Here is a 26,388-nt window from a genome sequence, read left to right as displayed (position 1 = left end):
ATCCCTTTTTCAAGGACATATGATGCGCAAACCGGTTCTCGCCGCTCTTCTGCTCGCCTCCGCCGCATCCGGCGTCGTCTACGCTCAGACCAAGCCTGCTGCCACGAACCCGGCGGCAACGGCGCCCGGCAAGCCGCAGCTCGGCGACTTCGGCGTCGATCTCACCGCGATGGACACGAAGGTCCTGCCCGGCAACGATTTCTATAATTACGTCAACGGCGCCTGGATGGCCCGTACCGAAATTCCGGCCGACCGGTCCAGCTGGGGCGGCTTCGCGATCCTGCGCAACCTGTCCGACGAGCGCACCCGCGCCGTGATCGAAGGTGCGGCGGCGAACCCCGGCGGCGATCCCGTTTCCGCCAAGATCGGCGACACCTATGCGACGTTCATGGATGCCGCGACGATCGAGGCTGCAGGCGCGGCGCCGCTGAAGCCCTATCTCGCCAAGATCGCCGCGATCAATACGCAGGCCGACCTCGCGAAGGCATTCGGTGAAGCGACGATGCACGGCATCGACGTGCCGATCGGCGCCGGCGTGCAGCAGGACCTCAAGGACAATACGGTCTACGCCGTCTATCTCGGTCAGGGCGGCATCGGCCTGCCGGATCGCGATTACTTCCTGAAGGACGATCCCAAGTTCGCCGAGGCGCGCACCAAGTACGTCGCCTATATCGCCGACATGATGCGCATGGCTGGACAGCCCGATCCGCAGGGCGCCGCTCAGCGCATCTTCGACCTCGAAAAGAGCATCGCGCAGGTCCATTGGGAGCGTGCCGAACTTCGTCAGGTCGAAAAGGGCTACAACCCGATGGAGGTGGCGCAGCTTGCCACCGCAATGCCCGGCTTCGACTGGAAGACGATGCTCGCCGCACAGGGGCTGGGCGCGCAGACCCGCGTCATCGTCGGCCAGCCGTCGGCGTTGACCGCGACGGCGAAGATCGTCGCCGCCACGCCGCTGCCGACGTGGAAGGAATATCTGGCGTTCCACACCATTTCGAACGCAGCGCCGCTGCTGTCGTCGAACTTCGTCAACACCCAGTTCGCCTTCTACGGCACCACGCTGTCCGGTACGCCGCAGCTCAAGGAACGCTGGAAGCGCGGCGTCGATCTCGTCAACGGCAGCCTGGGCGAGGCGGTCGGCCAGGTCTACGTCCAGAAGTATTTCCCGCCTGCCGCGAAGGCGAAGGCCGATGAACTGGTACGCAACCTCATCAGCGCGATGGACATCCGCCTGTCCAACCTGACGTGGATGGCGCCCGAGACGAAGGTGAAGGCGCGCGCCAAGCTGGCGGCGTTCACGCCCAAGATCGGCTATCCGGACAAGTTCCGCGACTATACCAACCTGCGCGTGGTAAAGGGCGACGTGCTCGGCAACGCCGATCGGGTGGCGGAATTCGAATACAAGCGCCAGCTCGACAAGATCGGCAAGCCGGTCGATCGCAGCGAATGGTTCATGACCCCGCAGACGGTCAACGCCTACGCCAACCCGCTGATGAACGAGGTCGTGTTCCCGGCCGCGATCCTGCAACCGCCGTTCTTTGATCCCAACGCGGACCCGGCGGTGAACTATGGCGCGATCGGCGCCGTGATCGGTCACGAACTGTCGCACCATTTCGACGATCAGGGCCGCAAGTTCGATCCGAAGGGCAATTTCTCCGACTGGTGGACCGCCGAGGACGTCAAGCGCTTCACGGCACTGACCGACAAGGTCGTCGCGCAATATGGCGCGTACGAGCCGATTCCGGGCAGCCACGTCAACGGCAAGCTGACGCTCGGCGAGAACATGGCCGACCTCGCCGGCATCAATGTCGCCTATGATGCGTACAAGCTGTCGTTGAAGGGCAAGAAGCCCCCTGTGCTCGACGGCTTCACCGGCGATCAGCGCTTCTTCATGGGCTTCGGCCAGGTATGGCAGACCAAGGCACGCGAGGCGTCGATCAAGAACCAGCTCACCACCGATCCGCACACGCCGGGCCAGTGGCGTGCCTATGTCGTGCGCAACCTTGATGCCTGGTATCCGGCATTCAACGTGAAGCCGGGTCAGACCTATTATCTGGCGCCTGCCGATCGCATCAAGATCTGGTAAGGCCCCGGCTCTATCCTCCGTCACCCCGGGATGGTTCGGAGGTGACGGGGGCATGGTGTCATGCCCCTGCGGCCCGCCCGGCCGCGGAGTGAACCCCGCAGCCAGCCCGGATTGACGGTCCCCACCCGCGGTAATGGGCGTCGTCCCTCTGGCGGTTCGCATCGCAGGCTCCACCCGCCAAACCAATCGCTTGACGGCGGGCGCCACATCCCGCGATGACGGCACCGACATGGCGTCCCTTCCGATCCCTGCCGGCCCCGACCCTCGGCGCACCGCGATCCTCGTCGCGGGCGGTGCGACCGTCGTGGCCGCCGGACTGGTCCTCTTCCTCGTCGGCAGCATCGCGGTCGCCGCCGGGTTCCTGGGGCTCGGCATCGTCGCTGGCGGCCTCCTGCTTGGCTGGCGACTGCTTCGCCAGCCGGGTGTCGCCGATCCGCAGTCGATCGACTGGGCGTTCACCCGCGCCGTCGCGCAGGCCAGCGGCGATGCGGTCGCCATCACCGATCGTGCCGGCCGGCTGGTTTGCGCCAACGACGCCTTCGAAACGCTGTTCGGCGGCTTCCCGACACCGCCCGGCCTGCCGCTGGAGGGCGATGGCGTCGCCGTCCTCGGCAACGCCGGCCGCATCGCCTGGCGCGACGGCAGTGGCGAGGTCGCAGGGCTGATCGTCGGCCGCCATCGCGTCACGGCGCACATCACCCGCGCCGGCGACGACGGCGACATGCTCGTCTGGCGCTTCGTCGTCCTGCAACGCCAGGATCTCGCCGCCTCGACCGAAGCGCTGATCGGCGGGGCGACCGGCGACCGGCTCGGCGGGGCAGGGGTCATGGCCGCGCTGATCGGCCCCGACGGGCGCGTGCGTGCCGGCAACCGCGTCCTCGCGGAGCGCGCGCTGGGCGCGGCCGGGCCGATCGACGGCCGCGATTTCGCCCGGCTGCTGATCACCGACAGCCGCGGCCTCGTCCGTTTCGAACGCGAGGGGCTCGACGGCACGCCGCTTCGCGTCGTCCAGATCCCGTTCCTGGACAGCGACGACGCGCCCGTCCTCGTCGCCCTGCTCGATGACGAAGATACCGCCCCGGCGATCGGCGCCAGCGCCTCCGCCCATGTCCGCAGCCTCGTCAGCCTGATGCCCTTCGGCATGGCGCTGGTCGATCGCGAGGGGCGCTTCCTGCAGATGAACGACGCCTTCATCCGCGCGGCCGGTGTCGATCCGCATGCTCCGCCGCTCTATCCCGGCGACCTGGTGGTGCGCGAGGACAAGACCGCTGTCGCCGACGCCATCCGCCGCTTCGCCGGCGGCGCGACCCACTCCTCCGACATGGCCGTCCGCCTCAAAAGCCATCCTGAGGAACCGGTCGCCCTCACCATTGCCGGCGCCCGCGGGCTGGGCGATGCCGCGGTGCTGCTCAGCCTCAAGGACAATAGCGAGGAATCGCGGCTGAAGCGCGAGGTGGCGCAGGCGACCAAGATGCAGGCGGTCGGCCAGCTCGCCGGCGGCGTCGCGCACGATTTCAACAATATCCTGACCGCGATCATCGGCCATTGCGACCTGATGATGATGCGCCATTCGCCCGGCGACAGCGATTACGACGATATCCAGCAGATCCGCACCAACTCCAACCGCGCCGCCAGCCTGACGCGCCAGTTGCTCGCGTTCAGCCGCCAGCAGACGCTTCGCCCGCAGACGCTGCAACTCCCCGATGTCGTCGCCGAGGTATCGAACCTGCTCAAGCGACTGATGGGCGAACAGATCACGCTCGACGTTACCCACGGCCGCAACCTGGGCGCGGTGCGCGCCGATCCGGGCCAGCTCGAACAGGTCGTCGTCAATCTCGCGGTCAACGCGCGCGACGCGATGCTCACCCACAATCCGCGCGGCGGCGGCACGCTGACCATCCAGACCAAGGCCGTCACGGCGAGCGAAGTCCGCGCGATGGCGTCCGACATCCTGCCCGTCGCCGACTATACCGCACTGGTGGTCAGCGACACCGGCGGCGGCATCCCGCCCGAAATCCTGCCCAAGATATTCGAACCCTTCTTCACCACCAAGGAAGTTGGCAAGGGAACGGGCCTCGGCCTCTCCACCGTCTACGGCATCGTCAAACAGTCGGGCGGCTGGATCTTCGCCGATCCGAAGCCGGGGCAGGGCGCCACCTTCACCATGTATCTGCCGGTCCACGCCGCCGGCACGGTGACCAAGCCGCCGCTCGCGCGGCCACCTGCAAAGCCGGTCGAAATGTGGGGCACCGGCACCATCCTGCTGGTTGAGGATGAGGACATGGTCCGCGCCGTCGCCGAACGCGCGCTGACGCGGCAGGGCTATACGGTGATGACCGCCGAGAATGGCGAGGCGGCGCTCGACCTGCTCGACCGCAATGGCCGCCCGGACCTGCTCATCAGCGATGTGGTGATGCCAACGATGGACGGCCCCACCATGGTCCGCCACGCGCGCGATCGCTATCCCGACCTGCCGATCATCTTCATGTCGGGCTATGCCGAGGAACAGCTGCGCCGGTCGATCGACCTCGACAACGTCGCCTTCCTCCCCAAGCCGTTCAGCGTGCAGCAGCTGGCAGAAGCGGCACGCGACGTTCTGGTCGGCCGATAGGGCGCCGTTTCCCGGCGTGTTGCGCCGCCGAAAAAAAACAAGATGTTGGCATTGCGCAACAACCATGGGTATGGGCCGGGGATGGCTGCTCCGACCCAGATCCTCATCGTCGAGGACGAACCGCTGATCGCGATGATGCTCGAAGATTTCCTCGAGGTGCTGGAAAAGACTGCCGTCGGCACCGTCGACAGCGTCGCGAGCGCGCTCGCCCGCGTCAACGACGGCGGCATCGACGCAGCGATCCTCGACGTCAACCTGCGGGGCGGCGAGAAGAGCACGCCCGTCGCCGAAGCGCTTGCCGCCCGCGACATTCCGTTCGTGTTCGCCACCGGCGGCAGCGACGACAGCGTCGATGCGCAATTCCGTGATCGCCCGGTCCTGCAAAAGCCGTTCACCATGGAAGGCGTGGCGAGGGCGCTCGAAGCTCTCTGACGCTCGTCCCGCATGATGCGGGCATGCCGGCTATCCGCACGGACGGGTTTCCCGCCACTGTGCCTGCCGGTCGCCGCTCGCATGACGCATTTGTCACCGGAACGAACGTGATCCGGTCGCATTTCTCCTGACGATGACGCCAGGGGATGCCATGACCGACACGCCGATCGCAATTGTTACCGGGGGCGAATCCGGAATCGGCGCCGCCTGCGTCGCCGCGCTGGCGAAGGCGGGAGCGCGCGTCGTCTTCACCTATTTCCGTGACGCCGCCGCTGCTGACGGCGTGGCAAGCGCGGCGGGTGGCGCCGACCACGCCCACGCCGTCCAGTGCGACGTGTCCGACGAAGCCGCGGTAGAGGCGTTGTTCGCCGAGGCGGAGCGCACCTTCGGCTTCGCAACGTGGCTCGTCAATTCCGCCGGCCTCAACATGACGGGTACGAAGCTGGTCGACATGCCGTTCGCGCAATTCGATCGCGTCGTCCGGTCCGATCTTTACGGACCGTTCCTCACCTGCCGCCGCTTTGCGCGGGCTGCGGAAAAGGCGGGGCAGGGTGGCCGCATCGTCAACATATCGTCAATCCACGAACGCGCGCCGCGGCCCGGCGGCGCGGATTACGATTCGGCCAAGGGCGGCCTTGCCCAGCTGACCGCGACGCTGGCGCTGGAACTCGCGCCGAACCGGATCGCGGTCAACGGCGTCGCCCCCGGCATGATCCTGACGCCGATGAATGCCCATGCCGTCGCCGATCCCGTCTATCGCGCCCGGCAGGAGGCGAACATCCCCTGGGGTCGGGCGGGCAGCGCCGACGAGGTCGCAGGCCTCGTCGCCTTCCTCCTCTCGCCGGCCGCCGATTATATCACCGGCACCACCGTCACCATCGATGGCGCATTGTCGCTCATCGTCGCGCCGGGGGCCTGATGCCCACCTACGCGGTCGAGCAGCTCGACACCGTCACCATCGCCCCCGGCTCGCCGATCGACGGCATGGACCTGATGAGCCCCTTCGTCTGGCGGGAAGGGGATCGATTCCGCATGCTGGTCCGCGGCGTACCCGCGCCATTGAGGTTGCACGATCCCACCGGCCTGATCGCCAGCGGCTGGAGCGACGATGGGCTGCACTTCACGCTCGACGCGCAACTGGCGATCGCGCCCGGCGACGATCCCGCCGATCCGGATGCGGGCGGCTGCGAAGACCCGACCGTCCTCGTCACCGACGATGGCGGCTATGTCGTCTATTATACGGGTGTCGATGCCGCCCGTTCGCAAGGGGTGCTGATCGCCGCGTCCGGGCCATCGCTCGACCGACTGATCAAGCGCCGCGTCGCGCTCGCCGCGCCGGCGGGTGAGGGCAACATCAAGGAGGCGACCTTCGCGCAGACCGCCGCAGGCGACTGGCGCCTGTTCTACGAATATGCCGCTGCCGAAGAACGGGGCATCGGCGCCTCCCGCATCGGCATCGCGCGGGCCGACACGCTCGGCGATCCCTGGACATCGCTCGCCGATCCCTTTCCGATCCGCGTCGATTCGTGGGACAATTGGCATTTGTCGACCGGCCCGATCTGCCGGGTGCCGGGCGCCGATCCGGTCATGTTCTACAACGGCGCGACGCTGGATGCGCGCTGGCGGATCGGCTGGATCAGCTTTTCGCCCGACTTCGCCACCGTCACCGGCCGCGGCCTCGAACCCGTCATCCTGCCGCCACCGCCGGAAGATCGCGGCAAGACCGATATCGCCTTTGCCGCCTCCACCGTGATCGAGGACAATCTGATTTCCCTCTATTTCTCGCTGGAGGATCGCACGCTGCGGTGTGCGCGCATCCGATATTACGCGTAAGAAGCTTGCGTCGAAGGGCCTTCTCGCGACATAGGGCGTCGCCATGACCCAGTTCGACAAGACCCGCCTGCCGAGCCGCCACGTCTCGGTGGGGCCAGAGCGCGCCCCGCACCGCAGCTATTATTATGCCATGGGCATCGGCGAAGAGGATATCGCCAAGCCCTTCGTGGCGCTGGCCAGCGCCGGCAACAACTCCGCACCCTGCAACACCACGCTCGATGCGCAGGCGGATGCGGCGCAGGCGGGCGTCATCAACGGCGGCGGCATGCCGCGCAGGTTCAATACGATCACCGTCACCGACGGTATCGCCATGGGCCATCAGGGGATGAAGGCCTCGCTCGTCAGCCGCGAAGTGATCGCCGATTCGGTCGAACTGTCCGTCCGTGGCCATTGCTACGACGCGCTGGTCGGCTTCGCCGGCTGCGACAAGTCGCTGCCGGGCATGATGATGGCGATGCTGCGCCTCAACATCCCCTCGATCTTCGTCTACGGCGGCTCGATCCTGCCCGGCCGCTTCCAGAACCGCGACGTCACCGTCGTCGACGTATTCGAGGTCGTCGGCAAATATGCCGCCGGCGCCTGCCCGCTGTCCGAAGTGCACGAGCTGGAAAAGGTCGCCTGTCCCGGCCACGGTGCCTGCGGCGGACAGTTCACCGCGAATACCATGGCGTGCGTCGGCGAGGCGATCGGCCTCAGCCTGCCCAACAGCAACATGGTCCCCGCGCCCTATACGACGCGCGAACAGATCGCCGTCGCGGCGGGCGCACAGGTGATGGAACTGGTGGGCCGGCAGCTGCGCCCGCGCGACATCTGCACCCGCGAAGCCTTCATCAACGCCGCCCGCGTCGTCGCCGCCACCGGTGGGTCGACCAACGCCGCGCTCCACCTGCCAGCGATGGCGAGCGAGGCGGGCATCGATTTCGACCTGTTCGACGTTGCCGAGGCGTTCAAGTCGACGCCCTATATCGCCGACCTCAAGCCCGGCGGCCAATATGTCGCCAAGGACATGTACGAGGCGGGCGGCGTCTACATGCTGATGAAGACGATGCTGGCGAACGGCCTACTCGACGGCAATTGCATGACCGTCACCGGCAAGACCCTGGGCGAGAACATCGATCAGGTGACGTGGAACCCCGATCAGAAGGTCATCTACGACGTCCGGACGCCGCTCAGCCCGACCGGCGGCGTCGTCGGCCTGCGCGGCAGCCTCGCGCCCGATGGTGCGATCGTGAAGGTCGCGGGCATGCACCGCCTGCAGTTCGAGGGCCCCGCGCGCGTCTTCGATTGCGAGGAGGATTGCTTCGCCGCGGTGGAGGCGCGCTCGATCGTCGAGGGCGAGGTGCTCATCATCCGCTACGAAGGACCCAAGGGCGGCCCCGGCATGCGCGAGATGCTGTCGACCACCGCCGCGCTCTATGGCCTTGGCATGGGTGAAAAGGTCGCGCTCATCACCGATGGCCGTTTCTCAGGCGCGACCCGCGGCTTTTGCATCGGCCACGTCGGCCCGGAAGCGGCAGAGGGCGGACCGATCGCGCTGGTCGAGAATGGCGACACGATCCGCATCGATGCCGCGGCGGGGACGATCGATCTCCTCGTCGACGACGCGACGCTCGCCGCTCGCCGGGCCGCATGGCAACCGCGGGTGAACGATTATGGCTCGGGCGCATTGTGGCGCTATGCCCGAAACGTCGGACCCGCATGGCAAGGTGCCGTCACCCATCCCGGCGCCAAGGCCGAAACCCACGTCTATGCCGACATCTGATCGTGGTATCGCGGCGGGGGCGCTGTTGCTCCTCGCCGCGTGCGGCCAGTCCGGCCCGCAGACTGCCGACACCAACGTCCTCGCCCGGGTCGAGGCCGATCAGGCCAAGGCGGCAGAGGACGACGGCAACATCCTGTGCGCGCGCGGGCAGGGCGCGTTGCAGCGCACCTGCACCGTCGAACAGGCGCAGGGCGAACGCGGCCTGATCCTCACGGTGCGCCATGCCGATGGCGGTTTCCACCGGCTGCTGGTGACCAGGGATGGCCGCGGCGTCGTCGCCGCCGACGGTGCCGAACCGGCGCGCGTCACCATCCCCGATCCGCGCTCGATCGATGTCGCCATCGGCGACGATCGCTACCGCCTGCCCGCGACGATCAAGAGCGGGTCGTGATCGCCATCGACGGCCAGCCGATCCTGACGGCGGCCGGCATGCGCGCCGCCGAAGACGCCGCCGTCGCGGCCGGCACGTCCGTCGACACGCTTATGCGCTGCGCGGGCGAGGGCATCGCAGCGGCGGTACGACGGCTCGCGGCGGGCTCGGATATCCTGGTGGTGTGCGGCCCCGGCAACAACGGCGGCGATGGCTCTATCGCCGCGTCGGTCCTGCACTCCCAGGGTTTCCCCGTCCGGATCGCCGCGACCGCCGATCCGAAGACCCCGGCCGCCCGTAACGCCCGTGATCGGTGGGTTGGCGAAGTGGAGCCCTTCGCACAGGCACGACCCGCTCCGATCCTGATCGACTGCCTGTTCGGCACCGGTCTTTCACGCGCCCTCGACGACGATCTCGACACGCGGATGACCGAACTTGCCCGCGATGCCCGCCTCGTCATCGCCGCCGACCTGCCGAGCGGTACCGATGCCGACGCCGCCACCGCTCCCGATTGGGCGCGGCACGCGCCGGTGATGGTGACGCTCGCGCTAGGTGCGCTGAAGCCGGCCCACGTCCTCCACCCCGCTGCCGCTGCCTGCGGTGCGGTCCGCCTGATCGACCTCGGCATCGATCGTCCGGCCGCCGTCACCGTCGCCGGCACGCCCGACCTGCCGTGTCCCGGCCCCGCCTCGCACAAATATACCCGCGGCATGGTCGCCATCGTCGCCGGGCACATGGCGGGTGCCGCCCGCCTCGCTGCCGTCGCCGCACTGCGCAGCGGTGCCGGCTATGTCGCGCTCTACGGTGACGGCGGGCAGGGCGGTCCCGACGCCATCGTCCACCGCCCCTTCGACGGCGACGCCCTGTCCGACGCGCGCATCGGTGCCATCCTCATCGGTCCCGGCCTCGGCCGCGACGCCGTGGCGCGCGACCGGCTCGCCGCGCTGGTCGCCGCCGACGCCCATCCGCTCGTGATCGACGGCGATGCGCTCCACCTGCTCGATCTCGACGCGCCCGCGCGCCGCACACGGCCAGTGGTGCTCACCCCCCACGCCGGCGAATTCAAGGCGCTGTTCGGCACGCCCGCCGGCTCGCTGCTCGATCAGGCGCGCAGCGCGGCTGCCCGCGCCGGTGCGATCGTCGTCCTGAAAGGCCCGACCACCATCGTCGCGAGCGCCGCCGCCACCCGCGTCCACCCGGGTGGCAACCCATGGCTCTCCACCGCAGGCACCGGCGACGTCCTTGCCGGCACGATCGCCGCGCAGCTCGCGCATCCCGGCGCCGATCCGCTCGCCGCCGCCAGCGCCGGCACCTGGCTGCACGCCCGCGCAGGCCAGCTTTGCGGTGCCAGCTTCGTCGCCGACGACTTGGCAAACGCGCTGACCCCCGCCAGAGCCGGCGCATGACTTCCGACAACACGATCCTGCGCGTCGCCGCCCGCGGCGATGGCGTCACCGCAGACGGCCGCCACGCCGCATTCGCCGCCCCCGGCGACAGCCTCGCCGCCGACGGCACCCTCACCCGCGGCCCCCATCACCAGACGCCGCCATGCCGGCACTTCCCGGCATGCGGGGGCTGCCAGCTCCAGCATCTGGACGACGCGTCCTACGCCGCCTTCGTCACCGATCGCGTCGCGAGCGCGCTCGACGGACAGAACCTTACGGCCGATCTGCGCCCACCGCTCGTCTCGCCGCCGAACACCCGCCGCCGCGCGACGCTGCATGCAGAGGGCAAGGGCGGCCGTGTCACCCTCGGCTTCACCGCCGAAAAGAGCCACGACATCGTCGACATGCGCGAATGCCACATCCTGGCGCCGGCGCTGTTCGCGGTCGTCGGGCCGTTGCGCGCGCTGCTGCAAAAGCTTGGCTTCAAACGCCGCGGCGATGTTCAACTGACGCTGTCCGACCAGGGGCCGGACGTCATGGTGACCAACCTCACCGCCGACGGCCTCGTCGCCGCCGAAACGATCACCGGCTTCTGCGAACGCCACGGCATCGCGCGCTTCACGCTCGACAGCGGCGATGGCGCAGAGACCCGCTGGGAACCGCAACCGGTCACCATCACCCTCGGCGGCCACCCGGTGCCGCTGCCCCCGGCATCGTTCCTGCAGGCGACGCAGGGGGGCGAGGACGCGCTCGTCGCCGCGATGCGCGAAGCGACCCGGGGCGCGGGTACCGTCGCCGACCTCTTCGCCGGTCTCGGCACCTTCACGCTCGCGCTGCCCGCCCGCGTCTATGCGGCAGAGGGCGCGCGCGATGCCCTGTTCTCGCTCAAGGCCGCCGCCTCGCGCGGCCAGCTGCAGGTCTTCACCGAACACCGCGACCTGTACCGCCGCCCGCTGACCGTCGCCGAACTCGACCGCTTCGACGCCATCGTCATCGATCCGCCCCGTGCCGGCGCGCGCGACCAGGCCGAAGCGCTCGCCGCCTGCCAGGCCAGGGTGATCGGCTACGTCAGCTGCAACCCGTCGAGCTTCGCCCGCGACGCCCGGCTGCTGGTCGATGGCGGCTGGCGCATCGACTGGATCCAGCCCGTCGGCCAGTTCCGCTGGTCCACCCACGTCGAACTGGCCGCCCGCTTCGTGCGGTAGCGGCAGGCGGGAAAGCGCGGGAGGCGACGTCGATCTTCGCCGCCTTCGCGCCTCAATACGCCGCAGCCACAAAGAACAAGCCATCAGGCGGCGCATTCAGCCCCAGCCGTGCCCGGTCCCGCGCCGCCAGCGCGTCGGCCACATCGTCGACCGACCACCGGCCCATGCCCACCAACGCCAGGCAACCGACCATCGACCGCACCTGATGATGCAGGAACGACCGTGCCGCGGCCCGCACTGCGATCCGCTCCCCGGTCCGCTCCACCGACAGGACGTCCAGCGTCCGCACCGGCGAATCGGCCTGGCAATGCGCCGAGCGGAACGTCGTGAAATCGTGCCGCCCGACCAGCACCGCCGCGGCCCGGGCCATCGCATCCGCATCCAGCACCTGCGGTACCTGCCACGCCAGCCCCGCCTCCCACGTCAACGGCGCCCGCCGGTTGACGATGCGATATTCGTACGACCGGCCGATACAGGAAAACCGCGCGTGCCAGTCGTCGGCAACCGGCACGCAATCCAGCACCGCCACCGGGTGCGGCCGCACCCGCGCGTTCAGCGCCTCCATCAGCCGGAACGGCGCGATGTCCTTCGCCACGTCGACATGCGCCCGCATCCCCAGGCCATGCACGCCGGCATCCGTGCGCCCGGCCGCATGCACCGCCGCCCGCTCGCCGGTTACCGCGAACACCGCCGCCTCCAGCGCCTCCTGCACGCTCGGCCCATGCTTCTGCCGTTGCCAGCCCATGAACGGCCGGCCGTCATATTCCACCGTCAGCGCGAACCGCGTCAAAGCGCACCCTCGTTCAACCGCGCGCCCGATCGCACCGGAAAGCCGCGCAGCAGCTCGGCGGTCGTCGTCACCCCACGCCCGGCACGCTGCACCGATGTCGGGCGGATCGCCCCGTCGCCGCACGCGATCGTCAGCCCGGCATCGACGGTCGTGCCGTCGCCACCCGGAAAGCTGAACGGCAGCACCTCGGCTCGCAGCACCTTGATCCGCTCGCCCGCGACCTCGAACCACGCGCCCGGTGCCGGGTTCATCGCCCGGACCAGCCGTTCCACCTCCACCGCGCTGCGGGTGAAGTCGATGCGCGCCTCCGCCTTGTCGATCTTGTTCGCATAGGTGACGCCGTCGTCCGGCTGCGCCACCGGCGCGTGCGCGTCCAGGTCGTCCAGCACCTCGACCATCAGCCGTGCGCCCAGCATCGCCAGTTCGTCGGTCAACGCGCCGGCGGTCTTGCCGTCGATCGCGGTGCGTCCCTCCAGCCGTACCGGTCCGGTGTCCAGCCCCGCCTCCATCTGCATGATGCCGACGCCGGTCTCGGCATCGCCGGCCAGGATCGCCCGCTGTACCGGCGCCGCCCCCCGCCAGCGCGGCAGCAGCGACCCGTGCACGTTCAGGCAACCGTGGCGCGGCGCATCCAGCACCGCCTGCGGCAGGATCAGCCCGTATGCCGCCACCACGGCGACATCCGCCGCCAGCGCCGCGAACGCCGCCTGCTCCTGCGCATCCTTCAGGCTTACAGGGTGCCGCACCGCGATCCCCAGCGCCTCGGCCCGCTGCTGTACCGGCGATGCCACCGTTTCGCGCCCGCGGCGCCCGCCCGGTCGCGGCGGCTGGCTGTACGCCGCCACGACGTCGTGCCCGGCCGCGACCAGCGCCTCCAGCGTCGGCACCGCGAAGTCGGGGGTTCCCATGAAGATGATCCGCATGGGGACGCCTTCAACGCGCTGGCGGGCGGGCGCGCAACCCCCTATCTGTTCCCAATATGGCGTCTCCTGAAATCGAAGCCCTGACCCAGGCGCTGGCACGTCTTCCCGGCCTCGGCCCCCGCTCGGCCCGCCGCGCCGTGCTCCACCTGCTCAAGAAGCGCGAGGCGGCGCTCGGCCCGTTGCGCGCCGCGCTCGAAGCGGTCGACGAGCGGCTCGAAACCTGCACGGTGTGCGGCAACGTCGACACCGCCAACCCCTGCGCGATCTGCGCCGATCCCCGCCGCGACCAGCGCTCGCTCTGCGTGGTCGAGGAGGTCGCCGACCTCTGGGCGCTCGAACGCTCGCGCCTCTTTCCGGGCCGCTTCCACGTCCTCGGCGGCCGCCTGTCCGCTCTCGAAGGCATCCGTCCCGAGGACCTGGCGATCGACGCCCTCGTCGCCCGCGTCGAGGTGGGCGGCATCGACGAGGTGGTGCTCGCCATGAACGCCACGCTCGAAGGGCAGACCACCGCACATTATCTCGCCGATCGCATCGAACGCTTCCCGATCCGCATCACCCAACTCGCGCACGGCCTGCCGGTCGGCGGCGAACTCGACTATCTCGACGAAGGGACGCTGGCGCAGGCGCTGCGCGCCCGCCGTCCGGTTGCGTGATCCCGCCAATCTTGACGCCAAAGGTCGCGCGACCTAGCGGACGCGGCATGGCAGTCCTTCCCATCGTCGAAATCCCCGATCCGCGCCTGCGCGTCATCTCCAAGCCGGTCGAAACGATCGGTGACGATACGCGCGCCTTCGTGCAGGACATGATCGACACCATGTATGCGGCCAACGGCATCGGTCTCGCCGCGATCCAGGTCGGCGTCGACAGCCGCATCCTCGTCATCGACCTGCAGGACGACAAGGACGAGGACGACAAGCCGATCAAGGCGCCCCACGCCTATATCAATCCCGAAATCCTCTCGACCAGCGAAGAGACGAGCACCTACAACGAGGGCTGCCTGTCGATCCCCGAACAATATGCCGACGTGCAGCGTCCCGCCGCCTGCCGCGTCCGCTGGCAGGATGAACAGGGCGCAAGCCATGAAGAAGACCTGACTGGCCTGCTCGCTACCTGCATGCAACATGAGATCGACCACCTCAACGGCGTCCTCTTCATCGATCACATCAGCCGGCTGAAGCGCGATATGGTGATGAAGAAGCTGACGAAGATGCGCCGGGGCTGACGCTGGCGCGGCGTGACACCGTCCGTTTGCATCGGCTCCCGCGACGATTGACCCCGCCGGCCTTTTTAACGCTGTCCTACACGCCGCGTTCGACGTATGTTCCCCGCTGACGCATGTCCTTCGGGGTGTTCGTCGCAGTGGTCGCACCTTTGCACGAGTGCGACTTTCGTGACTTTCGGGACATACGGACGTGGATCAGTCGCTCATCATCGCCATCCTGGCGCTCATCGCCGGCCTCGTCGTCGGCTGGCTGCTCGCGAGTCGCAAGTCGGCGACCCTCGTCGCCGATCTTGCCGTCGCGCAGAGCAGGGCGGCGGACGCCGATCTGATCCGCCAGACCCGCGATGCCGTCGAGCGTGAGCGCAACGACGCGATCCGCGACCTCGCCGCGCTGCGTGCGCAGGCCGAAGACCGCATCGCCACCGCCGAATCGCTCCGCACGGAATTGACGGCGATCCGCGCCGATCGCGACGCCGCCCGCGCCGACCTCGCCACCATGGCGGCGCAGCACGAGGCGTTCGAGGCGCGGCTGACGGACATGCGCGAGGCCAAGGACCTGATGGCCACGCAGTTCAACGACCTCGCCAACAAGGCGCTGACCGACGCGCAAAAGGCCTTCCTCGATCGTGCCGAGGCGCGCTTTCGCCAGTCCGAGGAACTGGCCGGCACCAATCTCAAATCGCTGCTCCAGCCGGTCAATGATCGCCTGCTCCGCTACGAGGAAGGGGTCGCTAAGGTCGAGGCGGAGCGCCGCGACGCCTTCGGCGACCTCAAGGGGCAGATCGAACAGATGCGCCTCGGTCAGGAGCGGGTGTCGGGCGAAGCGGCAAAGCTCGTCAACGCGCTCCGCAACGCGCCCAAGGCCCGCGGCCGCTGGGGCGAACAGCAATTGCGCAACGTGCTGGAAAGCTGCGGTCTCGCCGAACACACCGACTTCGCGATGGAGGTCAGCGTCGCGGACGGGGAGGGCGGCCGCCTGCGTCCCGACGCGATCGTCAACATTCCGGGCGGGAAATCGCTCATCATCGATGCCAAGGTGTCGCTCAACGCCTATCAGGATGCCTTCGGCGCGGTCGATGATGCCGACCGTCGCACGGGGCTCGCTGCCCATGCGGCCTCCATTCGCGCGCACATCAACGGCCTGTCGGCGAAAAGCTATTGGTCGCAGTTCGCCGATACCCCCGACTATGTCATCATGTTCATTCCGGGCGAGCACTTCCTGTCCGCCGCGCTCGAACACGACAACGACATCTGGCAGTTCGCCTTCGACAAGCGCGTGCTGCTGGCGACGCCGACCAATCTGGTGGCCATCGCCCGCACCGTCGCGGCGGTGTGGCGGCAGGAAAAGCTCGCGACCGAAGCGCGCGAGATCGGGGTGCTTGGCAAGGAACTCTACGACCGCCTCGCCAAGGCGGGCGAGGACCTTCGCAAGGTGGGCACTGGCCTCACCAGCGCGGTCAACAATTACAACAGCTTCGTCTCCAGTTTCGAAAGTCGGGCGCTGGTGTCGGCTCGCAAGTTCCGCGACCTCAACATCGAACCGGGCGCGCGCGACATCGCCGTGCTGGAACCGGTGGACGCCCTGGCACGCTATGGCGACGAACAACCGCTGCGCCTGCCGGACGCAGCCGAATAGGAGGACGAATGATGCGCGGCATGCACAGTGGCGATCTCATCATGGATGGCGATGGTCGCGTATCGGGCATGATCGCCGGCGACGTGGTCGTGCGATCGGGGTGCGACGTCCGAATCAGCGGCATGGTCGCCGGCGACGTGATCGTCGAACCGGGCGCCAGCGCGTGGATCAGCGGCATGGTGTCCGGCCGCGTCATCGACCAGGGCGGCCGCGTCCGCGTCTCCGGCATGGTCAGGGGCTGACCCCTCGTCCCTCTCCCATCGGGAGAGGGAAAGACGCTGAAGGCGGCGCAGGGTGAGGGCAGGGCGCAACAGACACCGAATCGACTCCCGCGGCCGGATAACAGGGAACGTTGGACGACGCCCCCACCAATGTACTGACAAAGATCGGACATACGGCGGCGCTGTCCTACCCCGCCGCGGCGCGTTACCCGCCGGCCACGACGCTCCTTCTCATCGCCGCCGGCCGATCATCACCGAAACGGAAACGGTCCCGTCGGCACGTTTCCATCCAGGTGCCCCACTTGTTCATGTTGTCCTGCTTGGCAGGTTATCCGCGCTGCTGCGCCAGCACCTCATAGGCCATCACCGCCGTCGCCACCGCGGCGTTCAGGCTGTCCGCCTTCCCCAGCATCGGGATCTTGACCAGCAGGTCGCAGGCCGCGGCATAGTCCGCCGGCATCCCCTGCGCCTCGTTGCCGGTCAGCAGGAACGTCGGCGCACTATAGGCTGCACTGCGATAATCATGTTCGGTATCCAGGCTCAGCCCGACCAGCTGTCCGGGACCCTGCCGCAGCCAGTCGAGGAACGGCGTCCATTCGCTCTTCACGACCGGAATCGTGAACAATGCCCCCATGCTCGCGCGCACGGCCTCGACGGAAAACGGATCGACGCACTCGCCGATCAGGATCAGCCCGCCCGCACCGACCGCATCCGCGGTGCGCAGGATGGTCCCGAGGTTGCCCGGATCGCGCAGTCGCTCCGCCACCAGCCAGATCCCCGCCGTCGACCGGTCGAGATCCTCCAGCCGCGCGTCGAATTCGTCGAACACGCCGACGACCGCCTGCGGATTGTCCTTCCCCGACAGCTTCGACAGGATATCGGGCGTCGTCTGGATCGATTCGCCGCCCGCCATCTCGACGTCGATCGACAGGGCGTGCACCAGTGGGTGGTCGGCATTGCCGGCGGCGTAGAACAGGATGCTGGGCAGGCGCCCGGTATCCCGCGCCTCCGTCAGGATGCGCAGCCCTTCCGCCATGAACTGGCGCGATCCGCGGCGATGCTTCTTGTCGCGCAACTCACGCGCATATTTGACGAGGGGGTTCGAAAAGGCGGTGATTTCACGGGGCATGGCCGCTTCGCCATCGCCCCGGCCGCTGGCCGGTGCAAGCCGAAAACGACCCGCGCCCCAAGGCTCGATCCCTGCGCTCGGCGCCCGCGGTCAGTCCATGCGGCCGGTCCGCGCGGTCAGTCCTCGCCGAACTTGGCCTCGACCAGTTCCACCAGGGCACCGACCGCGGCATCGGCCCCGTCGCCGGTGGCGCTGATCGTGATCTCGTCCCCCATCGCCGCGCCCAGCATCATCAGGCCCATGATCGACGTGCCGGTGACCGCGCCATCGTCCTTGCGGACATGCACCTCGCATGGCTGGCTGGAGGCGAGGGTGACGAACTTGGCGCTAGCCCGCGCATGCAGGCCACGCTTGTTGGTGATCAGCACGGTGCGCGCGATCTCGCTCACGCCGCCGCCTCGCCCAGCACTTCCGACGCGACGGAGATGTACTTGCGCCCGGCCTCGCGCGCCGCGGCGACGGCCTCGACCACCTTCATCGCCTTGCGTGCCGATCCCAGCCGGATCAGCATCGGCAGGTTCATGCCCGCGATGACCTCGACCCGGCCGCGCTCCATCAGCGAGATGGCGAGGTTGGACGGCGTGCCGCCGAACAGGTCGGTCAGCACGATCACGCCGCGCCCGACATCGACGGCGGCGATGGCCGCGGCGATGTCGGCGCGGCGCGTCTCCATATCGTCGTCGGGACCGATGGAGATCGTCGCGATCCGCTCCTGCGGACCGACGACATGCACCATCGCGGTCACGAACTCTTCGGCGAGCCGCCCATGCGTCACCAGAACGAGGCCAATCATCTCAGATACGTTACTCATTTGCTGGCCGGCGGCCCCTCGAGCGAGTCCTGCGGTGCGGCCCCCAGGTCGCGATGCATGATGGTGGGCGAAAAACCCGCCGCGCGCAACCGGTCAGCGAGGTGCTCGGCGACATGAACCGACCGGTGTCTCCCTCCGGTACAGCCGATCCCCACGCTGACATAGGATTTGCCCTCCGCCCGATAGCGGGGGATCAGCAGCTCCAGCAGCGCGCCGATCTGTTCCATCGCCGCCGCATAGGCCGGGTCCGCCGCGACATAGGCCGCGACATCGGGGTCCAGTCCGGTCCCCGGCCGCAGCACGGGGTCCCAATGCGGGTTGCGCAGGAACCGCATGTCGAACACCAGATCGGCATTGCGCGGCAGCCCGCGGGCAAAGCCGAACGACTGGATCGACAGCACCGGCGCATCGTTGCCCGATGTCGCAAAGGTCGTCCGCACCTGCTGCGCCAGGGCATTGGCGCCCAGGTCGGTGGTGTCGATCAACCGATTGGCCCAATCGCGGAGCGGCCGCAGCAATTCGCGTTCCCGCGCGATACCGTCGCCGGCCGGGCGATCCGGGGCGAGAGGATGCCGCCGCCGCGTCTCGGAATAGCGCCGCTCCAGTTCCGCGCCCGAACAGTCGAGGAACAGCATGCCGATGTCGAGATCGTGATCGTCGCGCAGCGACCGGATGCGCTCGACGATCCGCTTCGGATCGAAATCGCGGGTGCGGGCGCCGATCCCGATCGCCAGCGGCTGGCTGTCGTCGGCGGTACCCGCGGCGAGCGGGGCGTCCAGCAGCCGGTCGAGCAGCACCAGCGGCAGATTGTCGACGACTTCCCAGCCAAGGTCTTCCAGCGTCTTCAACACCGTCGACTTGCCCGCGCCCGACAGGCCGGTGACGAGCAGGATGTCCTTGGTCATGCGGGACGCCTCACGCCGGGGTTGCCTCTGGCTGGCGCAGCGACCATTCGATCTTCAGCGGCGTCGATGCATGGAACGCCTCGAACGCCACCTCGCGCACCACCACGCCGGCTAGCCGCCGCTGGCGTCGCTCGGGCATCCGCATCGGCTCGACGCCCAGCCGCACGATCAGCGCAACCGGCACATCCTCGACATGCGGCAGGGTGACGATACCCACCCCGCGCACCTCGATCTGGCCGCGGATCGTCCCCGGCGCGCGGGCGAGCAATTGCTGTCCCTTGCGCACGAGCAGGGTCTGGTCGTCGCTGACCAGCACCGCCCCCCGGTCGATCAGGCGCAGCGCCAGGTCGGACTTGCCCACGCCCGACAGCCCTTCCAACAGCACGGCGCGGCCATCGATCGCGACGCTAGTCGCGTGCAGGGTTTCCGATGAAAGGCTCGCCATGGCTCCGTACCGTTCAATGACCATCGACGAGCGGCAGGCGGACGACGAAGCGGGCGCCGCCCAGCCGATCCTCGCGCGATTCGACGGCGATGCTGCCCTGATGCGCCTCGACGATGGTTCGCGCAATGGCGAGCCCCAGTCCGGAATGCTGTCCGAACGCCTCGCCTTCGGGGCGGATCGACTGGAACCGCCGGAAAATCGCCTCGCGCGCCTCTTCGGGTACGCCGGGGCCTTCGTCCTCGACCCGTACGACGATGTCCTCGCCTTCGCGCCCCAGCGCGATCGCGATCACGCCGTCGTCCGGGGAAAAGGACAGCGCGTTGTCGATCAGATTCTCGAACACCCGCTCCAGCCGCGCACCTTCACCAAGCGTCACCAGCGCGCCGCCTTGGTGATCGAACCGCAACCGCACGCCGCGCTCGACGTCGCGCGCGATCCGCTGTTCGACCAGCGCGTCGATCATCGCGGCGACATCCAGCGGTTCGAACTTCGCGCGGCTCAACTGTGCATCCAGGCGCGACGCCTCGGAGATATCGGTGATCAGCCGATCCATCCGGTGGACGTCGTCGCGTACGATCGCCAGCAGCCGCGCCTGCAACGCCGGGTCCTTCACCGCGCCCAGTCCCTCGACCGCGGACCGAAGCGAGGCGAGGGGGTTCTTCATCTCGTGCGTCACGTCGGCGGCAAACGCCTCGGTGGCGTCGATCCGCGCCCGTAGCGCAAGGCTCATGTCCGACAGGGCGCGCGCCAGACTGCCGATCTCGTCCCGGCGCGACGGCAGGCGCGGCACCACCACCTCGCGCGCGCGGCCCAGCCGGACGCGAATGGCGGCGCGCGCCAGCCGCCGCAGCGGCCGAACGATGGTGCGTGCCAGAAACAGCGACAGCAGCACCGATACGATCGTCACGACCAGCAGCACCAGGCTCAGCCTGAACCGTTCGATCCGCACCGTCTGCGTGATGTCGCGTGCGTTGATCGTCGTCATGACCACGCCGCCCGGCAGCGGTGCTGCTGCGGTGATGACTGGCGTCCGGTCCGGCGCACGCCACACGCTGGCCGATGGGCGCATCTGCCGGCGCGCGGCAGCGACGTCGGGCCATTGCCGGCCATCCCGGCGTTCGCGGTACAGCGGCGGACGCGATGCGCCCACCACCGTGTCGATTCCCGCGTCCAGAAACCGCGCGACCGTCTGGTCCCATTCCTGCTTGTCCGGATCGAGCAGGATGGCATTGCGGACGCCCAGCGCGCGGCTGTCGGCCACCATCCGCCCATCGGTCGCGAAGACACGCAGCCGGGCACCGGTATCCTCGGCAAGGCGCGCGATCAGGTCGTTGCGCTGGTCGGCGCGGACCATGGCGAGCGCCTCGCCGATCAGTCGCGCCTCGCGATCCGCCTGCGCGACACGACCATCGACGATCCGGCTGCGATACGAATCGAGATAGAAGAACCCTCCCGCAAGCAGCAGCAACGCAAAGATGTTGACCGCGAGGATACGCCGGGTGAGCGAGATCTGCCCAGACCAGCGCAGCGCCAGATCGGCACCCTCCAGCCGCGACTCACTCCTCGGAGAATCGGTAGCCGGCGCCATACAGGGTCTCGATGGAATCGAAGGTCGGATCGACCTGACGGAACTTGCGGCGCAGGCGCTTGATGTGGCTGTCGATCGTCCGGTCGTCGACGTAGATGTCGTCGTGATAGGCGGCGTCCATCAATTGGTTCCGCGTCTTCACGATGCCCGGTCGCTGGGCCAGCGTTTCCAGGATGAGGAACTCGGTGACGGTCAGCGTCACCGGCTCGGCGTTCCAGGTCGTCCGATGACGGGCGGGGTCCATGGACAGTCGGCCGCGCACCAGCGGATCGGCGCCTGCGGCCCCGCTGTCCTCGGTCGGCGACATCGCGATTTCCGTACGGCGCAGGATCGCGCGGATCCGTGCGATCAGCAGGCGCTGGCTGAAGGGCTTGGCGATATAGTCGTCCGCCCCCATCGCAAGGCCCAGCGCCTCGTCCAGCTCGTCGTCCTTGCTGGTGAGGAAGATCACCGGGATCTGGCTTCGCTCGCGCAGGCGGCGCAGCAGTTCCAGCCCGTCCATCCGCGGCATCTTGATGTCGAAGATGGCAAGGTCGGGCGGATTGTCCGTCAACGCCTTCAACGCCGTCTCGCCGTCCGAATAGACGCGGGTCAGGAAACCCTCCGTCTGGAGCGCGATGGATACGGATGTCAGGATGTTGCGGTCGTCGTCGACCAGCGCGATCGTCGCCGTCATGCGGGGGATAGCCTCAGTCCCATGATCGCCCCGCGGTAGGGCAAAGCGGGCACCGGCTCAACCGTCCTCGCGCCGGTCGCGTGGTTTGACGCCTGCGTCCGCCCGGCTTATGCGACATGCATCGCCGGCGCGCGTGCAGACCCTCCCCAGGATGCGTGCGCCAGGCTGGAACATAGGGAGGATGTTAGTGAACGAGCGTATTCCGCACGCCGGACTTGCCGCGCAGGGTATCGAGACCCGCGCCGACCTGCACTGGAATCTGGTGACGGCCCGGCTGGTCGAAGCCGCCGTGGCGCGTGGCGAGGGCAAGCTGTCCGCCGATGGTCCGCTCGTCGTCGAGACCGGCCAGCACACCGGGCGCTCGGCGCAGGACAAGTTCATCGTCCGCGATGGGGAAACCGACGGCACCGTCTGGTGGGGTAAATCCAACAAGGCGATGAGCCCTGAGCATTTCGCCTCGCTCAAGGCCGATTTCCTTGCCGCCCTGCGCGACAGGGAACATCTGTTCGTGCAGGACCTGTATGGCGGGTCGCAGCCCGAGAATCGCGTCCGGGTGCGCGTCGTCAACGAACTCGCCTGGCACAATTTGTTCATCCGCACGATGCTGGTCCGGCCCGAGGAGCATGAGCTTGCCGGGTTCGAGGCGGAATATACGATCATCGATCTGCCGAGCTTCCGCGCCGATCCGGCGCGGCACGGGACGCGCAGCGAGACCGTCATCGCCGTGAACTTCACGGAAAAGCTGATCCTGATCGGCGGCACGAAATACGCCGGCGAGATGAAGAAGTCGGTCTTCGGCCTGCTCAACTATCTGCTGCCGACGTCGGGCGTCATGCCGATGCATTGTTCGGCCAACATGGGCGCGGACGGGTCGACGGCGGTGTTCTTCGGGCTGTCGGGAACCGGCAAGACCACGCTGAGCGCGGACGCCAGCCGCACGCTGATCGGCGACGACGAACATGGCTGGTCCGATACCGCAGTCTTCAACTTCGAGGGCGGCTGTTATGCCAAGATGATCCGCCTGTCGCGTGATGCCGAACCGGAGATCTTCGCGACCACCAAGCGGTTTGGAACCGTGCTCGAAAACGTCGTGATGGACCCCGTCACCCGCCAGCTGGACCTCGACGACAACAGTCTGGCCGAAAACAGCCGCGGCGCCTATCCGATCGACTTCATCCCCAACGCCTCCGAAGACAATATGGGCGGGGTGCCGAAGAACATCGTGATGCTGACCGCCGATGCATACGGTGTGCTGCCGCCGATCGCGCGGCTGACCCCGGATCAGGCGATGTACCACTTCCTGTCCGGCTATACCGCGCGGGTGGCGGGAACGGAGATCGGCGTGACCGAGCCCGACGCGACCTTCTCGACCTGTTTCGGGGCACCGTTCATGCCGCGCCACCCCTCGATCTACGGAAACCTGCTGAAGGAGCGGATCGCGAAGGGCGGCGTCGATTGCTGGCTGGTCAACACCGGCTGGACGGGCGGGAAATACGGGGTCGGCAACCGCATGCCGATCAAGGCGACGCGCGCGCTGCTGAATGCGGCGCTCGACGGCAGTCTGAAGGATGCCGAGTTCCGCATCGATCCCAATTTCGGCTTCGCGGTGCCGGTTACCGTGCCGGGCGTGGATGCAGCGATCCTTGACCCGCGGGAGACGTGGGCGAACACCGCCGACTACGATGCCACCGCCGCGAAACTGGTCGACCTGTTCGTCGACAATTTCGCGCAATTTGCCGAACATGTCGACGAGGGCGTTCGACAGTCGGCGCCACGGGGCAAGGCGGCGCAACCCGCGTAGACCGATCGCGGGGCCGGCGGCATCGTCCGCCGGCCCCGCACCCCGGCGGCGGCTGTCATCGCGGCATCGCACGATCGACCCTCGCCCGTCACAATGCGGGCGCAAGGTGCCGCTGACGAACAGCAGGGGCGGATCGATGACGGGCGCGACGCACAAGGCCGTGGCCGCCGCAATGCAGCGGCACAGGCAATTGTCGAAACAGGGCCTACTGGAACGCGCATTCGCCTGGGCATTTCGGGGGCTCGTCTATGCCCAGATCTGGGAAGACCCCGTCGTCGACATGGCGGCGCTGGCGATCACCCCCGATTGCCACGTCGTCACCATCGCCTCGGGCGGCTGCAACGCATTGTCCTACCTGACCGCCGACCCGGGCGCGATCACCGCGGTCGACCTCAACACCGCGCACATCGCGCTCGGCACCCTGAAGCTCGCCGCGGCACGCCATCTGCCGGATCACGCCAGCTTCCTCCGCTTCTTCGGCAATGCCGCCAGCCGCGACAACCTCGCAGCATACCAGCGGTATATCCGTCCCCACATCGACGAACCGACCCGGCGCTATTGGGAAGGGCGCGACCTGATCGGTCGGCGCAGGATCGGCGGGTTCGTCCATGGCGTCCACAAGCGGGGTCTGCTGGGCCGCTTCATCGGCGCGGCTCATCTCGTCGCGCGGTTGCATGGCATGGACCCGCGCCTGCTGCTCGCGGCACAAACCTTGGACGAACAGCGCGCGATCTTCGAACGCGACGTCGCCCCCGTCTTCGATCGGGGGTTGGTAAAATGGCTGACGGATCAGCCCGCGTCGCTGTTCGGGCTCGGTATCCCGCCCGCGCAGTTCGACGCGCTCGCCGGCGATGGACGCATGGCCGACGTGCTGCGCCAACGGCTGGAGAAGCTCGCCTGCGACTTCGACCTCAGCGATAATTATTTCGCCTGGCAGGCATTCGGACGTCGATATGGCGAGGGACCGGCGGCGCCGCTCCCGCCATATCTGCAGGCGCGGCATTATACGGCGGTGGCGAGCCGGGTCGACCGGATCGGGCTGGTTCACGCCAATCTTGCGGAACATCTCGCCACGCTGCCGGCTGCGTCTTGCGACCGCTACGTCCTGCTCGATGCGCAGGACTGGATGACCGACGCGCAACTCGATGCCTTGTGGGGGGAGATCACCCGTACCGCCCGGCCGGGCGCGCGCATCCTCTTCCGCACTGCGGGAGAGGATGACATCATACCCGGCCGGATCGCACCGGCGACCCTGTCACGCTGGCGATATCAGGCAGAGGCATCGCGCACCTTCACGGGCCAGGACCGCTCGGCGATCTACGGCGGCGTGCACCTCTACATCCTTGCGGGGGCATGAGGTGGATCATGCCGTCCGCATGGATCGCATCTACAGCGCGCAACGCCACATCTACGACCTGACCCGCAAATATTACCTCTTCGGCCGCGATGCCCTGATCGACGAGCTGGACTTGCGACGCGGGGATACGGTGCTGGAGATCGGTTGCGGCACCGGTCGCAACCTGATCCGTGCGGCCCGTGCATGGCCACAGGGACGGTTCTACGGCCTCGACATTTCCGAAGCCATGCTGACCACGGCGCGCGCCCGGACCGCGTCGGCAGGATTGTCGGATCGCATCACGCTGGCGCAAGGGGATGCCGCTCGGTTCGATGCGGCATCGCTCTTCGGGTTGCCGCGGTTCGATCGCGTGGTGTTCAGCTACACTTTGTCGATGATCCCGCCCTGGCGCGACGCCCTGGCTCAGGGGCTCGCGGTGACGGCGCCAGCCGGGCGCATGGCTGTCGTGGATTTCGATACGCAGCACGACTGGCCGGCGTTGTGGAGAAGGCCGTTCCTGGCTTGGCTGAAGCGCTTCGAGGTGACGCCACGGCACACCCTTCGCGAAGAGCTCACTCGCCTGGCACAATGCCATGGCCGCCACAGTCAGACGGAGACGCTCTGGAAAGGATACGCCTGCAAGGCGCTTGTCCGATAGGGCGACACGCGTCCCATGGCCCCGGCGATGCGGCTGCTGCCGTCCTGTGCAACTGGCAGCCAATCCGATCTGGTCGAGGTTACGCCTTGCCCTCGGCCAGACCGCTGGCCGATCCCGGACCATCGCCGCGCTGGAAGAACTGTTCGACGATATCGCGCGCCAGCCGCGCCGGCTTCAGGGTTTCCGCATCCAGGCAACACCAGCTCGACTTCACCTCGGCCAGCACCTCTTCGCCGCGCCGGATCACCGTCTCGTAGAATGCGCGGGCGCCCTGCACCTTTTCCAGCAGCACCGTCGCAATCACGTCGTCGCCAAGGAAGGTCGGCTTGCGATAGGTGATCTCGTGCTTCAGCGCGACCCACAGATGCGCGGCGACCGCCTCGGCCGGCGCCAGCTTCTGCCAATGGCTTACCACCGCATCCTGGACCCACTTCAGGTAGCTCGCGTTGTTGACGTGCCCCATGAAGTCGATGTCGCCGGGATCGATGCCGATCGGGTAAAGATGGGGAATGCTCTGCGTCACGGTACGCCATATAGCAGGTCCGCGGCGATCTGACACCTGC

At 68.1% G+C, this 26,388-nt stretch carries 26 protein-coding genes; 16 read left to right on the top strand and 10 right to left on the bottom strand.

Features of this window, described 5'->3' with window-relative positions; genetic code table 11:
- Nucleotides 1-22 precede the first annotated feature (22 nt).
- The 9 genes from GTH33_RS12885 (at nucleotide 23) to GTH33_RS12845 (ending at nucleotide 11,684) form a co-directional block, all read left to right on the top strand.
- Complete coding sequence (locus GTH33_RS12885; RefSeq protein WP_163960027.1) at nucleotides 23-2,086, top strand: M13 family metallopeptidase; 2,064 nt, start codon at nucleotides 23-25, stop codon at nucleotides 2,084-2,086.
- Between the two features lie 229 nt (nucleotides 2,087-2,315).
- Nucleotides 2,316-4,697 carry a response regulator gene (locus GTH33_RS12880; RefSeq protein WP_163958733.1) on the top strand — a complete coding sequence of 794 codons (2,382 nt, stop codon included), beginning with the start codon at nucleotides 2,316-2,318 and terminating at the stop codon, nucleotides 4,695-4,697.
- 81 nt (nucleotides 4,698-4,778) lie between these two features.
- The gene (locus GTH33_RS12875) at nucleotides 4,779-5,129 is read left to right on the top strand and encodes a response regulator (protein WP_163958732.1); all 351 of its coding nucleotides are present in this window, start codon (nucleotides 4,779-4,781) and stop codon (nucleotides 5,127-5,129) included.
- A 151-nt stretch (nucleotides 5,130-5,280) separates the two neighbouring features.
- On the top strand, nucleotides 5,281-6,048 hold the full coding sequence (locus GTH33_RS12870) for an SDR family NAD(P)-dependent oxidoreductase (protein WP_163958731.1): 768 nt from the start codon (nucleotides 5,281-5,283) through the stop codon (nucleotides 6,046-6,048).
- Nucleotides 6,048-6,962 (top strand): glycoside hydrolase family protein, encoded by a 915-nt coding sequence (locus GTH33_RS12865; RefSeq protein ID WP_163958730.1) that lies wholly within the window; start codon nucleotides 6,048-6,050, stop codon nucleotides 6,960-6,962. The genes GTH33_RS12870 and GTH33_RS12865 overlap by 1 nt, the downstream gene beginning before the upstream one ends.
- 43 nt (nucleotides 6,963-7,005) lie before the next feature.
- Nucleotides 7,006-8,724, top strand: coding sequence for a dihydroxy-acid dehydratase (gene ilvD, locus GTH33_RS12860; RefSeq protein WP_163958729.1), 1,719 nt, complete (start codon nucleotides 7,006-7,008; stop codon nucleotides 8,722-8,724).
- On the top strand, nucleotides 8,711-9,115 hold the full coding sequence (locus GTH33_RS12855) for a hypothetical protein (protein WP_208403987.1): 405 nt from the start codon (nucleotides 8,711-8,713) through the stop codon (nucleotides 9,113-9,115). Before ilvD ends, GTH33_RS12855 begins: the two co-directional genes overlap by 14 nt.
- Complete coding sequence (locus GTH33_RS12850; protein WP_163958728.1) at nucleotides 9,112-10,500, top strand: NAD(P)H-hydrate dehydratase; 1,389 nt, start codon at nucleotides 9,112-9,114, stop codon at nucleotides 10,498-10,500. Before GTH33_RS12855 ends, GTH33_RS12850 begins: the two co-directional genes overlap by 4 nt.
- Nucleotides 10,497-11,684: a class I SAM-dependent RNA methyltransferase gene (locus GTH33_RS12845; protein ID WP_163958727.1), complete on the top strand. Its 1,188-nt coding sequence runs from the start codon at nucleotides 10,497-10,499 to the stop codon at nucleotides 11,682-11,684. Before GTH33_RS12850 ends, GTH33_RS12845 begins: the two co-directional genes overlap by 4 nt.
- A 52-nt stretch (nucleotides 11,685-11,736) precedes the next feature.
- On the opposite strand, the gene truA is transcribed toward GTH33_RS12845, so the two are convergent.
- Together truA and fmt are read right to left on the bottom strand one after the other, a co-directional pair.
- Complete coding sequence (gene truA, locus GTH33_RS12840; protein WP_163958726.1) at nucleotides 11,737-12,474, bottom strand: tRNA pseudouridine(38-40) synthase TruA; 738 nt, start codon at nucleotides 12,472-12,474, stop codon at nucleotides 11,737-11,739.
- A complete protein-coding gene (gene fmt / locus GTH33_RS12835; RefSeq protein WP_163958725.1) occupies nucleotides 12,471-13,397 on the bottom strand; it encodes a methionyl-tRNA formyltransferase in 927 nt (308 codons plus the stop codon). Before fmt ends, truA begins: the two co-directional genes overlap by 4 nt.
- A gap of 56 nt (nucleotides 13,398-13,453) precedes the next feature.
- Here fmt and recR point away from each other — a divergent pair, with 56 nt between their 5' ends.
- From recR to GTH33_RS12815, 4 genes are all read left to right on the top strand, one after another.
- Nucleotides 13,454-14,050 (top strand): recombination mediator RecR, encoded by a 597-nt coding sequence (gene recR / locus GTH33_RS12830; RefSeq protein WP_163958724.1) that lies wholly within the window; start codon nucleotides 13,454-13,456, stop codon nucleotides 14,048-14,050.
- 47 nt (nucleotides 14,051-14,097) lie between these two features.
- Complete coding sequence (gene def, locus GTH33_RS12825; RefSeq protein ID WP_163958723.1) at nucleotides 14,098-14,619, top strand: peptide deformylase; 522 nt, start codon at nucleotides 14,098-14,100, stop codon at nucleotides 14,617-14,619.
- 190 nt (nucleotides 14,620-14,809) lie between these two features.
- Nucleotides 14,810-16,255 (top strand): DNA recombination protein RmuC, encoded by a 1,446-nt coding sequence (locus GTH33_RS12820; RefSeq protein ID WP_163958722.1) that lies wholly within the window; start codon nucleotides 14,810-14,812, stop codon nucleotides 16,253-16,255.
- Nucleotides 16,256-16,263: 8 nt separating this feature from the next.
- A complete protein-coding gene (locus GTH33_RS12815) occupies nucleotides 16,264-16,497 on the top strand; it encodes a hypothetical protein (RefSeq protein ID WP_249054894.1) in 234 nt (77 codons plus the stop codon).
- 307 nt (nucleotides 16,498-16,804) lie between these two features.
- Here the strand turns inward: GTH33_RS12815 and GTH33_RS12810 are convergent, their stop codons facing one another.
- From GTH33_RS12810 to GTH33_RS12780, 7 genes are all read right to left on the bottom strand, one after another.
- Nucleotides 16,805-17,605 (bottom strand): TrmH family RNA methyltransferase, encoded by an 801-nt coding sequence (locus GTH33_RS12810; protein WP_163958721.1) that lies wholly within the window; start codon nucleotides 17,603-17,605, stop codon nucleotides 16,805-16,807.
- Between the two features lie 116 nt (nucleotides 17,606-17,721).
- Nucleotides 17,722-17,994 (bottom strand): HPr family phosphocarrier protein, encoded by a 273-nt coding sequence (locus GTH33_RS12805; protein WP_163958720.1) that lies wholly within the window; start codon nucleotides 17,992-17,994, stop codon nucleotides 17,722-17,724.
- Nucleotides 17,991-18,398 carry a PTS sugar transporter subunit IIA gene (locus GTH33_RS12800; protein WP_163958719.1) on the bottom strand — a complete coding sequence of 136 codons (408 nt, stop codon included), beginning with the start codon at nucleotides 18,396-18,398 and terminating at the stop codon, nucleotides 17,991-17,993. Before GTH33_RS12800 ends, GTH33_RS12805 begins: the two co-directional genes overlap by 4 nt.
- A gap of 14 nt (nucleotides 18,399-18,412) precedes the next feature.
- The gene (rapZ, locus tag GTH33_RS12795) at nucleotides 18,413-19,321 is read right to left on the bottom strand and encodes an RNase adapter RapZ (protein WP_163958718.1); all 909 of its coding nucleotides are present in this window, start codon (nucleotides 19,319-19,321) and stop codon (nucleotides 18,413-18,415) included.
- Between the two features lie 10 nt (nucleotides 19,322-19,331).
- Nucleotides 19,332-19,766, bottom strand: coding sequence for an HPr kinase/phosphorylase (locus GTH33_RS12790; RefSeq protein WP_163958717.1), 435 nt, complete (start codon nucleotides 19,764-19,766; stop codon nucleotides 19,332-19,334).
- Between the two features lie 13 nt (nucleotides 19,767-19,779).
- Nucleotides 19,780-21,354 carry a sensor histidine kinase gene (locus GTH33_RS12785; RefSeq protein ID WP_163958716.1) on the bottom strand — a complete coding sequence of 525 codons (1,575 nt, stop codon included), beginning with the start codon at nucleotides 21,352-21,354 and terminating at the stop codon, nucleotides 19,780-19,782.
- Complete coding sequence (locus tag GTH33_RS12780; RefSeq protein WP_163958715.1) at nucleotides 21,323-22,030, bottom strand: response regulator transcription factor; 708 nt, start codon at nucleotides 22,028-22,030, stop codon at nucleotides 21,323-21,325. The genes GTH33_RS12785 and GTH33_RS12780 overlap by 32 nt, the downstream gene beginning before the upstream one ends.
- Before the next feature lie 181 nt (nucleotides 22,031-22,211).
- On the opposite strand from GTH33_RS12780, the gene GTH33_RS12775 reads away from it, so the two are divergent.
- From GTH33_RS12775 to GTH33_RS12765, 3 genes are all read left to right on the top strand, one after another.
- Nucleotides 22,212-23,831, top strand: coding sequence for a phosphoenolpyruvate carboxykinase (locus tag GTH33_RS12775; RefSeq protein ID WP_208403988.1), 1,620 nt, complete (start codon nucleotides 22,212-22,214; stop codon nucleotides 23,829-23,831).
- Nucleotides 23,832-23,967: 136 nt separating this feature from the next.
- On the top strand, nucleotides 23,968-25,188 hold the full coding sequence (locus GTH33_RS12770; RefSeq protein ID WP_163958713.1) for a BtaA family protein: 1,221 nt from the start codon (nucleotides 23,968-23,970) through the stop codon (nucleotides 25,186-25,188).
- Between the two features lie 19 nt (nucleotides 25,189-25,207).
- Nucleotides 25,208-25,825 (top strand): class I SAM-dependent methyltransferase, encoded by a 618-nt coding sequence (locus tag GTH33_RS12765; protein ID WP_163958712.1) that lies wholly within the window; start codon nucleotides 25,208-25,210, stop codon nucleotides 25,823-25,825.
- A 79-nt stretch (nucleotides 25,826-25,904) separates the two neighbouring features.
- Here GTH33_RS12765 and GTH33_RS12760 read toward each other — a convergent pair whose 3' ends face one another.
- A complete protein-coding gene (locus tag GTH33_RS12760) occupies nucleotides 25,905-26,348 on the bottom strand; it encodes an acyl-CoA thioesterase (RefSeq protein ID WP_163958711.1) in 444 nt (147 codons plus the stop codon).
- Nucleotides 26,349-26,388: the final 40 nt, after the last annotated feature.

The organism is Sphingomonas insulae (assembly GCF_010450875.1).
Taxonomy (GTDB): domain Bacteria; phylum Pseudomonadota; class Alphaproteobacteria; order Sphingomonadales; family Sphingomonadaceae; genus Sphingomonas; species Sphingomonas insulae.
The sequence above is the reverse complement of the archived record's forward strand: the minus strand, read 5'-3'. Positions and strand labels throughout refer to the sequence as shown.